The 11,419-nt window shown below is 66.2% G+C and carries 9 protein-coding genes and 1 pseudogene; 5 read left to right on the top strand and 5 right to left on the bottom strand.

Annotated elements, in window-relative coordinates; genetic code table 11:
• The first annotated feature begins 76 nt into the window (after positions 1–76).
• The 3 genes from I8J34_RS09750 to I8J34_RS09740 all read left to right on the top strand — a co-directional run bounded on the left by I8J34_RS09750 (position 77) and on the right by I8J34_RS09740 (position 5,880).
• Positions 77–3,166 carry a CBS domain-containing protein gene (locus tag I8J34_RS09750; RefSeq protein ID WP_323132709.1) on the top strand — a complete coding sequence of 1,030 codons (3,090 nt, stop codon included), beginning with the start codon at positions 77–79 and terminating at the stop codon, positions 3,164–3,166.
• Between the two features lie 106 nt (positions 3,167–3,272).
• Positions 3,273–5,165: a DUF294 nucleotidyltransferase-like domain-containing protein gene (locus tag I8J34_RS09745; RefSeq protein WP_214361210.1), complete on the top strand. Its 1,893-nt coding sequence runs from the start codon at positions 3,273–3,275 to the stop codon at positions 5,163–5,165.
• Positions 5,166–5,235: 70 nt separating this feature from the next.
• Positions 5,236–5,880, top strand: a complete 645-nt coding sequence (locus I8J34_RS09740; protein ID WP_214361209.1) for a 3'-5' exonuclease — start codon at positions 5,236–5,238, stop codon at positions 5,878–5,880.
• 13 nt (positions 5,881–5,893) lie between these two features.
• Here the strand turns inward: I8J34_RS09740 and I8J34_RS09735 are convergent, their stop codons facing one another.
• Positions 5,894–6,436 (bottom strand): PDDEXK family nuclease, encoded by a 543-nt coding sequence (locus I8J34_RS09735; RefSeq protein WP_214361208.1) that lies wholly within the window; start codon positions 6,434–6,436, stop codon positions 5,894–5,896.
• Between the two features lie 151 nt (positions 6,437–6,587).
• On the opposite strand from I8J34_RS09735, the gene I8J34_RS09730 reads away from it, so the two are divergent.
• Complete coding sequence (locus I8J34_RS09730; RefSeq protein WP_214361207.1) at positions 6,588–7,130, top strand: C40 family peptidase; 543 nt, start codon at positions 6,588–6,590, stop codon at positions 7,128–7,130.
• Between the two features lie 15 nt (positions 7,131–7,145).
• Here I8J34_RS09730 and I8J34_RS09725 read toward each other — a convergent pair whose 3' ends face one another.
• Positions 7,146–7,466 carry a DUF2325 domain-containing protein gene (locus I8J34_RS09725; RefSeq protein WP_214361206.1) on the bottom strand — a complete coding sequence of 107 codons (321 nt, stop codon included), beginning with the start codon at positions 7,464–7,466 and terminating at the stop codon, positions 7,146–7,148.
• 123 nt (positions 7,467–7,589) lie between these two features.
• On the opposite strand from I8J34_RS09725, the gene I8J34_RS09720 reads away from it, so the two are divergent.
• Positions 7,590–8,606, top strand: coding sequence for a Fe(3+) ABC transporter substrate-binding protein (locus tag I8J34_RS09720; RefSeq protein WP_214361205.1), 1,017 nt, complete (start codon positions 7,590–7,592; stop codon positions 8,604–8,606).
• 127 nt (positions 8,607–8,733) lie between these two features.
• Here I8J34_RS09720 and I8J34_RS09715 read toward each other — a convergent pair whose 3' ends face one another.
• The 3 genes and pseudogenes from I8J34_RS09715 to I8J34_RS09705 form a co-directional block, all read right to left on the bottom strand.
• Positions 8,734–10,530, bottom strand: a complete 1,797-nt coding sequence (locus tag I8J34_RS09715; RefSeq protein ID WP_214361204.1) for an acyl-CoA dehydrogenase — start codon at positions 10,528–10,530, stop codon at positions 8,734–8,736.
• A gap of 56 nt (positions 10,531–10,586) precedes the next feature.
• Positions 10,587–11,252, bottom strand: a complete 666-nt coding sequence (locus tag I8J34_RS09710; RefSeq protein ID WP_230411781.1) for an energy-coupling factor ABC transporter permease — start codon at positions 11,250–11,252, stop codon at positions 10,587–10,589.
• A gap of 18 nt (positions 11,253–11,270) precedes the next feature.
• Positions 11,271–11,419 (bottom strand): annotated as a pseudogene (locus I8J34_RS09705) (electron transfer flavoprotein subunit alpha/FixB family protein); the annotation flags it as partial.

The following is an 11,419-nucleotide window of genomic DNA, read 5'->3' as shown; positions in this document are numbered from 1 at the left end:
ATGCCTTCTATTTAGACGGGGGATCGGCTACATTTTGTAACACGTGGCTGCGGCCACTCGTTCGACGGTCCAGACCATGCCCGGTTCCGACACTCCAGGCGGCTTTTCCCTCCCCATCGTGTCCGCGCGCGAGTTGGCACGGCCGGTAGTCACGATGTCGACCGACACCCTCTTGCCGGCCGCCCTGTCGGCCCTCTCCGAAAGCCCTTCCCATGCCGTGCTGGCCGAGCATGACGGCCAGATCGTCGGCATCCTGACCGAACGTTCGGCGCTGGCACTGGGCACTGAGGCGCCCAGCGGCAACCGGCGGCTCGGCGATGTCTGCCAACACGCCGTGTTGTGGGCCGAGGCCGACGAGAACTACATCGACGCCTACGAACGCATGCTCGGCCGGGGCATGCGTCATGCCGTGGTCCGCGATCCGCAAGGGCGGACGCTCGGCCTGCTCAGCGAAAGCGCCATCCTCGGCCGCATGGGCATCGAACATTTCGCCCACCTCGACGCCATCGAACAGATCATGACGCCCGATCCCGTCACCGTAGGGCCCGACACCTCGGTGTTCGAGTGCGTGACGCGCATGCGTCAGCTGCAGATCGGCTGCGTCATGATCGCGACCGACGATGGCATGCCGGCGGGCATCCTCACGACCCGCGACGTCACCCGCCTGATGGCCCGGCGCTCCGCACTGCAGACGCTGCCGGCGGCCGAAGTGATGAGCCGGCCGGTGATCCAGCTCGAGGCCGAACGGCCGGTGTTCGAAGCGGCCCGCGAGATGGCCATGCGCGGTATCCGCCACATCGTGGTCACCCGCAACGACCGGCTGTGCGGCATCGTCTCCGAGCATGACATCGTGCGCTGCCTGGAGCATCGCTATGTCGATGTGCTGCGGCGCGTGATCACCCGCCAGGCCCGGGAACTCGATGGCCACCGACAAGCCGTGTTGCAGGCCAACGTCATCGACCAGTTCCTCTCACGCAGCCAGGCACTCGGCCTGTGCCTGGTCGGCACCGACGGCCAGATCGCCTTCATCAATCCGGCTGCCCGTGCGCTGCTGGACGTCGCCGCGGACGCCGCCGCCCGGCATCTGTCCGACGTGCTCGAAGCCTTGCCGCCCGACAGCCGCCTGCAACTGAGCGCGCTGAGCCGTCTGGCCGCACCCGACGGCCCGGTCTCGATTCGGGTCGGCGACCGCCATGTGCTGGTGCGGGCCCACCGCTTCGTCACCGACGCCTCGCGCGGCACCCAGGCGCAGCTGCTCATCCTGATCGACGATTCGGTCGCCAGCGAAGCCGGCGAGCTCATCGGCTTCAGCCGCCACGCCTTCGGCACCATGGCGCTGCCCATGATGTGGGCCGACACGGCCGGCAAGGTCACGCTGAGCAACGCCGCTTTCGACCAACTCGTGGCACGCACCGATCCGGCTACGCCCCTCGACCTGGGCACGCTCTTCAGCCATGCCGGCGCACTGCTCGACCCGTCGCCCGACGACGCCGAGGCCCTTCGTGTGCGTTGCACGCTGCACCGGCTCGACCACCGAGACATCCCGGTCGAGCTGTTTTTCAGCCGCATGGCCTTCCTCGGCAAACGCTACCTGGGCGGGTTCATCATCGATCTGTCGCCCCAGCGGGCCATCGAGCAGGCCTTGCAGGATGCCGAGCAACGCCTGACCACATTGCTGCAGACCTCGCCTGACTTCATCGCGCTCAAAGACCCCGACGGGCGCTGGCTGCTGGCCAACCCCGCCGGCCTTCGCATGTACGGGCTGACGCACATCGATTGGCGCGGCAAAGACAACCGGCAGCTGGCCGCCCGCGTGGGCGAGACCATGCGCGACCCGCTCGAACGCTGCAGCAACACCGACCAGCTGGCCTGGTCGCGCCGGGAGCCGGTCCGCTACATCGAAGAGATCCCGCATACCGAAGCGCCCGGCACCCGCTCGCTCGACATGATCAAAACCCCGATCCTCGGCGCCGACGGCCAGCCCAAGGCCTTGATGGTGATCGGGCGCGACATTACCGAGCGGGTCGATGCCGAACGTGCCCGGCGCGAGGCTGACGCCCGGCTGCATGGCGCGCTGGCCGGCATCGACGACCTGATGCTGATTGCCGACTGCGCCGGCCTCGTCCACGACCACTACCCCAAACCGACGCCGCCGCGCTTCCAGCTGCCCGACACGGGCCTGAACGGGCTACCGGTGGAGACCCTGCTGCCGCCCGAAGCGATCGCCCCCTTCCAGCTGGCGCGCCAAAAACTGCGCGACGGCCTTGGCGTGCAAAGCTTCGACTACGCGGTCAACCGCGATGGCCAGGCGCACTGGTTCAACGTGCGCCTGTCGCGCCATCGCCACGTCGCCCCGCTCGGTGGCGGTATGACGGTCATGATCCGCGACATCACCGCCAGCCGAAAAACCGCCGAGCAGCTCGAACGCCTCGAAGCCACCGTCGACGACCGTGTCGACGAACGCACCGGCGAGCTGCAAAGCGCCCTCGAAGAACTCGAAGCCTTCAGCTATTCGCTGTCTCACGACCTGCGCGCCCCGCTGCGCGCCATCGACGGCTTCGGCCGGCTACTGGCGCAAAACATCGAAGCGCAGCTCGATCCGACCGATCGCGAATATCTCAAGCGGATTCAGGCGGGGGTGCAGCGGATGAACGGCCTGATCGACGACATGCTCGATCTCGCCCGCCTGTCGCGCAAACCGGTCGAACGCCAGACGGTGGACCTCAGTCAGATGGCGCAACGGGTGCTCACCGATCTGGCCGACCGCGAACCGGAACGCGCGCTGACCTGGGAGATCGCGCCCGGCCTGTACGCCGAGGCGGATCCGATCCTGATGCAGTCGGTGCTCGACAACCTGCTGGGCAATGCCTGGAAGTTCACCCGCAAGACCGAGGCCGCGCATGTCAAGGTCTATGCTGAAGAACGCAAGGGGCGGCGCTGGATCGTCATCCAGGACAACGGCGCCGGCTTCGACATGAGCTATGCCGACAAGCTGTTCAAGCCCTTCCAGCGCCTGCACTCGCCGCGCGACTTCGACGGCACCGGCGTCGGGCTGGCCACGGTCCAGCGCATCATCAGCCGCCACAACGGCCAGATCGAAGCCGAAGCGGCCGAACACCACGGCGCCACCTTCCGCTTCTGGCTCGATCCATCGCCCCCCGGCTGAGCGCGACACCCGCCGACGGTGCGGCGTATCCCGCTTTCTTGCGTCAGATCAGTTCTGGACAATCGCGGCAACCTATAATTTCGGGATACGCGACTGGGGAGACCGTATGACGACAGCAGCCGAAACACTGGTCGGTGCCAGCACCGAATTTCTCAAACGCTTTTCGCCCTTCGACCAGATGGAGCCCGAAGCGCTCGGCTTCCTGTCGGAACGCGTGCTGCTGGGCTTCTTCAGCAAGGGCAGCACCATCCTGTCGGCCGAGATGGGCCGGCCACGCTACTTCTACATCATCCAGCGCGGCAAGGTGCAGGCCAACCAGAGCGGCGACGTGGCGCTCACCGAATACGCCACCATGACGCTCGGGCCGGGCGAATGCTTCCCGATCGGCGCCATCTCGGCCGGCCGCCCGTCCACCAACACCTACATGGCGCTGGAAGACAGCTTCTGCTTCCAGCTGCCGGCGGACGACTTCATGGAGCTGATGCGCATCAGCGCGGTGTTCCATGTGTTCTGCACGCAGTACATCGCCAGCCTGCTCAGCCAGTCGCGCCAGCAATTGCAGACCACCTTCTCGCAGCGCGCCGCCGAGCAGCAGACCATGACCACCCCGCTCGGCCACCTGATCAAGCGCGAGCCGATCTTCGTCACCCCCGACACTGCCACCCGCAGCGCACTCGAGAAGATGGACGAGCTGCGCATCGGCTGCATGGTGGTGGCCGATGCGGACAAGCGCCCGGTCGGCATCCTCACCCAGAGCGATCTGCTGTCGCGCATCGTGCTGCCGGCCTTCGACCTCGACCGCCCGATCTCCGATGTCATGACGCCATCGCCGCAAGTGCTGCCGATGACCGCCACCGCCTATGACGCGGCGCTCGAAATGGCCACCCACGCCCGCCGCCACCTGCTGGTGGTCGACAACGACGACAAGCTGCGCGGCGTGGTGTCCGAGCGCGACCTGTTCTCGCTGCAGCGCATCGGCCTGCGCCAGATCCGGGCCAGCATCGAGGGCGCCGACGACATCGAGTCGCTGCAGCATGCCAGCCGCGACATCCGCCAGCTGGCGCTGAACCTCATCGCCCAGGGCATCGGCGCCGAGCAGCTGACGCGCTTCATCTCCGCGCTCAACGACGCGCTCACCCGCCGCATCATCACGCTCGAACTGACCCGCCACGAGCTGTTCGGCGTGCAGTTCTGCTGGCTGGCCTTCGGCTCCGAGGGCCGTCACGAACAAACGCTGTCCACCGACCAGGATAACGGCATCATCTTCCAGGCCGCCGAGGGCGAGCATGATGCCGTCAAGCAGCGCCTGCTGGCCTTCGCCAAGGATGCCAACGAGGCGCTGGCCGCCTGTGGCTTCCCGCTGTGCAAGGGCAACATCATGGCCAGCAACCCCGACCTGTGCCTGACGCTCGACGAATGGAAACGGCGCTTCGGTGCGTGGATCCGCGAGCCCGACCCGCAAGCCCTGCTCAACGCCTCGATCTTCTTCGACTTCCGGGTGCTGTACGGCAACGAAAAGATCGGCGACCAACTGCGCCGCTGGCTGCTGCAAACCGCCAAGGGCAACTCCACCTTCCTGCGCATGATGGCGCACAACGCGCTCTCGGTGACGCCACCGCTGGGCCGCATCCGCGATTTCGTGCTCGAAGATGACGGCACCATCGATCTGAAGAAATCCGGCGCACGCCTGTTCGTCGACGTCGCCCGCATCCTGGCCTTGCGCGCCGGCGTGGAAGCCTCCAGCACGGTCCAGCGGCTGCGCCAGTCGGGCCAGCGCAACAGCGTGCCGAGCGAAGAACTCGATGCCGTCACCGACGGCTTCCACTTCATCCAGCTCCTGCGCCTGCGCTCGCAGCACCTGGACACCGAACACGACGCACCGGGCGACAACAAGATCGACCCCGACACCCTCAACGAGCTCGACCGGCGCATTCTCAAGGAGGCCTTCCGCCAGGCCCGCAAGCTCCAGTTGCGCCTCAAACTGGACTACCAGCTATGAGCGCGCGCCCTCTGCCCCCGGCGACATGCCCCGCGCCGCTCGCTGATTCCTTCCTGCCACCGAGCGCCCCATGAGCTGGATCACCCGAATTCTTCCCGGCGCACGCAGCACCGTCGATCTGGCGCCCGAGATCCGCGCCACGCTGGACGCCTGGCGCGCCCTGCCCGACATGCCGCTCGACACGCCGCATGCCGAAACCCGCTACGTGGTGGTCAATACCGAAGCGAGCGGGCTCGACCTGGCCAAGGATCGGCTGCTGGCTGTCGCGGCCATCGCGATCGAAGGCGGGCTGATCAACCCGCATCACGCCTACTACCGGTCGCTGGATCCCGACCCCGCCGCCGCACTGGCCGGCTTGCTCGAATTCATCGGCAAGTCGCCCGTCGTGGTCTTCAATGCCGGCTTCAACAAGCGGATCCTGCTCAACGCCTTCGAGGAACGGCTCGGTGTCGACCTCGAACTCCACTGGCTCGACGCCTACTGGCTCATGCCGGGGCTGTATTCGGAACGCGGCCTGGGGCTGGCCAAACTCGCCGACTGGATGGCGGCGCTACGGATCGAGACCTTCCAGCGGCATCACGCGCTGGGCGACGCCTATGCCATCGCGCAGCTGGTTCTCGCGGCCCTGGCACGGGCACGCACGCTCGGCCACCGCCACCCGCAGGCACTCATCGAACTCGAACACACCCGCCAGCAGCTGCAGCGCAGCAGCTGACCGGCTCAGGTGCTCAATCGAGCAGCCAGGCGGCAATCGCCGCCGCGTCGGGCAGGGCATCGCGCCGCCAAACGGCGTAGCGCACCCCGGCCTGGCGCAAGGTGTCGCGCTTGAAGGCATCGACCGGGGCTGAGGCGCCCTCGCGGTCGAGGTCGACCGCCGCAACAGGCAGCAAGGCTGGCGTGCAGATCACGAAGTCGAGCCGCGCATCCCGCTCGATCGCCGCCAGACCGGCCGCGCGGCGCAGCGAGCCGCGCGGAAAAATCACATGGCCCGGAAGCGCATCGACCAGACGGCGAAACGCGGCAGCCTGGGCGGTATTGAGATAGGGCAGCCGCCGTTCCGCCGCATTCGCCGGCTCGGGCCGGTCTTGGCGAGGAACGGCGCGCTCGGCAGCCGGACGCTCGGCGGATATCGGCGTGGGCACGCTTCGGTCCGCCGCCGGCGCCACGCCGGGCAAATCCCCATGAGCCAGCAAGAACGCCATCTCCCGCGCCTGTTCGGCGTCACGCTGCTCGCGCCGACGTCGTTGCACCAACAGCGCCAGCCAGATCATCGCCAGCACCAAGACCAAGAAGAAGATCCACGCCATCGGCCGCTCGCCCCCCTGTGGGCTACCGTATCGCCGCATGTGTACCACAATTGCTGAAAACAACGCTATGAATCAGCGCTTTACTGAAGGGCTCCGGGACAGTATATTCGCGCGCATGCTGATCCGACATGCGCTTCCCGCCACCGTGCTTTGGCTCGCCCTGGCTTTTTCAGGCCCCGCCGTTGCCACGGAACCCGCGCCCGAGGCCTCGCTGGAGATTGGCGACACGCCTGCCAGCGCGGGCGCCCCGATCAGCGAACTGATCGCGCAGGGGCTGAGCTTTCTCGACACCCCCTACCGTTTCGGCGGCACCTCGCGCGACACCGGCATCGATTGCAGCGGCTTGGTGCAACAGGTCTTTCAGCGCGCACTGGGCCTCGATCTGCCGCGCACCACGCAAGCGCTCTCGCAACTGGGCGAGCGGCTCAAGCGGACACAGCTCGAGGCGGGCGACCTGGTGTTTTTCAACACCCGCCGGCGCGCCTATTCCCATGTGGGCATCTATCTGGGCGACAACCGTTTCCTGCATGCCCCGTCGTCGGGCGGCAAGGTGCGCATCGAAGACCTCAACACCCGCTACTGGAACAAACGCTTCAACGGCGGCCGGCGCGTGGTGCACACCATCCAGCCCGCATCGCCCGACACCACCTCACAGTAAGCACGCCCCGGGCGCTCAGCAGTTCTGCCGGGGACAGCGCCGGCACTGGCTGTCCGCACGCCGATCCAACGCCTGTTTCAGGGCGCAGACCGAGCGGCGGCAACACACGAACTCCACACCTGCCTTGCCCGCCGCCTCGCGGAAACGCTGCATCACGTTGTGGCCGAGAAAATCGGTGAACAGGATCACCAGATCCACGCCCACCGGCAGATCCGCCGCGCGCCGCTGGTGGGAGCGGTCCCGCCCCGTCACATGCGCTGCAATCCGGATTCCGAACCCGTCGAGCACATCCGGAATATTGCCGAGGCGGTCGGCCCCCACAAGCATGGCATTCATGACAAACTCCTATTGCGAATGATTCGCATTGCAGATTACACCTAATGAGAATCGTTTGCATCAGGAAATCATTCTCGTTACACTTCCGCCACATCGAAATCCTTGAACAAAAGGCCGACCTCCATGAAACGTTCCCTCGCCGCTCCGCTGCTGTGTGCCCTCCTCGCCGCATCTGTCGCTCACGCGGAAGACAAGGTGCTCAATCTCTACACCGCCCGTCACTACCAGACGGACGAAGCGCTCTACAACAATTTCACCAAGGCCACCGGCATCAAGATCAACCGCATCGAGGGCAAGGAAGACGCCCTGCTGGAGCGGATCCGCAGCGAAGGCGAGAACAGCCCCGCCGACGTGTTCATCACAGTGGACGCATCGCGTCTGGCCAAGGCGGACGCGGCCGGCGTGTTCGCCCCCGTCAAGTCGGAGACCCTGGCCTCCCGCATCCCGGCCAATCTGCGCACCGACACCTGGTTCGCCTTCTCCACCCGCGCCCGCGTCATCGTGTACAACAAGGCCAACGTCAAGGCCGAGCAGGTCCAGAACTACGAGGATCTGGCCAATCCGGCGCTCAAGGGCAAGGTGTGCACCCGGTCGGGCAGCCACCCCTACAACCTGTCGCTGGGTGCCGCCATGATCCAGCACCTGGGCGTGGAAAAGACCGAAGCCTGGGCCAAGGGCATCGTCGCCAACTTCGCACGCGAGCCCAAGGGCGGCGACACCGACCAGATCCGCGCCGTGGCGGCTGGCGAGTGCGGCGTGGCGATCGCCAACAGCTACTACGTGGCGCGCCTGATCAATTCCGACAAGCCGGAAGACAAGCAGGTCATGGAGGCCGTGGGCGTGGTGTGGCCGAACCAGAAAGGTGTCGGCACCCACATCAACGTCTCCGGTGGCGGCATGCTCAAGCACGCTCCCCACAAGGCGTCGGCAGTGGCTTTCCTGGAGTATCTGGCCTCGGACGAAGCGCAGCGCTACTTTGCCGACGGCAACAACGAATGGCCGGTGGTGCAGTCGGTGAAGGTCAGCAACCCCGCGCTCGAGCGTCTGGGCAGCTTCAAGGCCGACGCCCTGCCGGTCGGCAAGCTGGCCGACACCGTGGCCGAGGCGCAGAAAGCGTACGATCGCGCCGGCTATCGCTGATCCCGTCTGGCATCAAGAAAAAAAGCGACCTGCGGGTCGCTTTTTTCTTTGCATCATGGCGCCGACGATCACCGCGAAAAAAACCCCATGCGCCGTAGCGATGGGGTTTTCTTGGTGAAAGGCGCGGTCAGAATTGGTCGTCGTCGAGCGCCAAGGCACCGGCCGCCCCATTGACCACGGCATACGCCAGACCCGGCGCCTGCGACAGGACATGGTCGGCATAGAAGCGGGTGGTCACGATCTTGGTCTGGTAGAAGGACGCATCGCCCGTCCCTTCGCCGAGTCGCTGCTGTGCCACCAGCGCTGCCCGCGCCATCTGCCAGCCGCCGGCCACGATGCCGAACAGCTTAAGCATCGGCACGGCGCCCACGGAGGCGGCCTTGATGTCGCTACCGTAGGTCTGCAGCACGTAATCGGTCGCCTCTTCGAGGGCGGTGATACCGGCGGCAAACGCCACGCGGATCGCCCTGAACTCGGGGCTGTCCTGGTCGTTGAGCTGCACCACGACGGCGCGCATCTGCTCGATCACGGCCTTCATGGCCACGCCGCCGTCGCGCGCGATCTTGCGCCCGATCAGGTCATTGCCCTGGATCGCGGTCGTGCCCTCGTAGATGGTGGTGATGCGCGCATCGCGCAGGTGCTGGGCCGCACCGGTCTCTTCGATGAAGCCCATGCCGCCATGGATCTGCACGCCGGTCGAGGCGATGTCGATGGCGTTCTCGGTGCACCAGCCCTTGACGATCGGGATCAGCAGATCGACGAAGGCCTGCTGCTGCGCGCGCACCGCCTCGTCCGGATGGTCATGCGCCAGATCGGTCGCAGCGCCGACTACATAGGCCAGCGCCCGCATCGCTTCGGTCTGCGACTTCATCGACATCAGCATGCGGCGCACGTCGGGGTGACGGATGATCGCCACCTTGCCACCGCCGCGCACACCGGCCTCGGTGCCCTGGATGCGGTCGCGGGCATAGCCCAGGGCCTGCTGGTAGGCGCGCTCGGACAGTGCCAGGCCCTCCATGCCGACCGCGAAACGCGCCTCGTTCATCATGATGAACATGTACTCCAGACCGCGGTTCGGCTCGCCGATCAGGTAGCCGATGGCGCCGCCATGGTCACCGAAGGCGAGCACGCAGGTGGGGCTGGCGTGGATGCCCAGCTTGTGTTCGATGGACACGCAATGCACATCGTTGCGCGCCCCGATCGTGCCCTCGGCATCGACCATGAACTTCGGCACCAGGAACAGCGAAATGCCCTTCACGCCTTCCGGCGCATCCGGCAGGCGGGCCAGCACCAGATGCACGATGTTGTCGGTCAGGTCGTGCTCGCCGTAGGTGATGAAGATCTTCTGGCCGAAGATCTTGTAGCTGCCATCGGCCTGCGGTTCGGCGCGGGTGCGCACGGCGGCCAGGTCGGAGCCGGCCTGCGGCTCGGTGAGGTTCATGGTGCCGGTCCACTCGCCGCTCACCATGCGCGTCAGGTAGGTGGATTTCTGCTCGTCGGTGCCACGCAGCACCAGCGCCTCGATGGCGCCGTTGGTGAGCATCGGGCACAGCGAGAAGGCCATGTTGGCCGACTTCCACATTTCCATGACGGCCGTACTCAGCAGCTTGGGCAGCCCCTGGCCGCCGTATTCCGGATCGCAGGCCAGCGAGGTCCAGCCGGACTCGGCGAACTGGCGGTAGGCATCCTGCCAGCCCGGCGCGGTGGTGACCTTGCCGTCAGCCCACTTGGCGCCGATCTGGTCGCCGGCGCGGTTCAGGGGCGACAGGACACCATTGGCGAACTTGCCGGCCTCTTCGAGCACGGCATCCACCAGGTCCTCGGTCGCATCGCCGAAACTCGGCAGCTGGCCAACCTGATCCAGGCCCGCCAGTTCCTTCATCACGAATTGCATATCACGGATCGGGGCAACGTACTCGCTCATTGTCCATGCACTCCTGTCAGTCGATCATTGTGGCGACGGGCATTGCCCCGCGCCGGCTATTTGTTCTTCAAGTAGAGGCGGTCATCGAAACTGGCCACCCATTCGGGCCGGTAGATGACCATCACCGTGATCACGGCCCCCGACAGCCAGGCCTCGGAAAAACCTAGCAGCAGGCAGTACGGCAGGTAGTTGGCGCTCAGAAAGTCCATCGAATAGACCCCGGCGCCCGCCAGCAACATCGCGGCGGCCAGCCCCTGCAACACAACCGTCGCCGCGCTGCCGAAAAAAGCCACCACGAACACATACACAAAGAAATGCCGCGGCATGCGCCACGCGGCAAAGCGCCGGATGCCCTCGGCAATGGCCACCGGCAGCGCAGCCATGAACAACCAGTTCAGCGCCAGGCTCTGCCAGTCCATACCGGTCGCCAGCCCGACGCCGATCAACACCACGCCCAGCAGCCCCATGGCCAGTTGCGGGCCGAACAGCAGGTTGGCCACCATGGCGCCGAGCAGGTGCAGATCCAGGCCGGGATAGACACCCGCCTTCATCCGCCACACCAGCATCAAGGCCACGGCGGTGCCGAGCCACAGATTGAAACGCTCGGGCCGCTTGAGTTCAGACCAGCGGCCCGAGCGAAACAGCCAGATCAGCGTGAGGCAGGCGACGACGCCCCCGCCCCACAGCCAGACTCCGTCAAACAGGTCTGCGGCGAAATTCACTGCCGCATCCCCTCAGGCTCAGCCCAGTGCGGCGGTCAGTGCCGGCACGGCCTCGAACAGGTCGGCCACCAGGCCGTAGTCGGCCACCTGGAAGATCGGTGCCTCTTCGTCCTTGTTGATGGCGACGATCACCTTCGACTCCTTCATGCCTGCCAGGTGCTGGATGG

It is taken from the genome of Denitromonas iodatirespirans, from assembly GCF_018524365.1.
Lineage (GTDB): Bacteria > Pseudomonadota > Gammaproteobacteria > Burkholderiales > Rhodocyclaceae > Nitrogeniibacter > Nitrogeniibacter iodatirespirans.
This window is presented reverse-complemented; position numbering and strand designations above follow the sequence as displayed.

Coding starts and splice junctions, on each gene's coding strand:
- I8J34_RS09750 (WP_323132709.1), top strand. CDS start 77: ATGCCCGGTTCCGACACTCCAGGCGGCTTTTCCCTCCCCATCGTGTCC.
- I8J34_RS09745 (WP_214361210.1), top strand. CDS start 3,273: ATGACGACAGCAGCCGAAACACTGGTCGGTGCCAGCACCGAATTTCTC.
- I8J34_RS09740 (WP_214361209.1), top strand. CDS start 5,236: ATGAGCTGGATCACCCGAATTCTTCCCGGCGCACGCAGCACCGTCGAT.
- I8J34_RS09735 (WP_214361208.1), bottom strand. CDS start 6,436: ATGATCTGGCTGGCGCTGTTGGTGCAACGACGTCGGCGCGAGCAGCGT.
- I8J34_RS09730 (WP_214361207.1), top strand. CDS start 6,588: ATGCTGATCCGACATGCGCTTCCCGCCACCGTGCTTTGGCTCGCCCTG.
- I8J34_RS09725 (WP_214361206.1), bottom strand. CDS start 7,466: ATGAATGCCATGCTTGTGGGGGCCGACCGCCTCGGCAATATTCCGGAT.
- I8J34_RS09720 (WP_214361205.1), top strand. CDS start 7,590: ATGAAACGTTCCCTCGCCGCTCCGCTGCTGTGTGCCCTCCTCGCCGCA.
- I8J34_RS09715 (WP_214361204.1), bottom strand. CDS start 10,530: ATGAGCGAGTACGTTGCCCCGATCCGTGATATGCAATTCGTGATGAAG.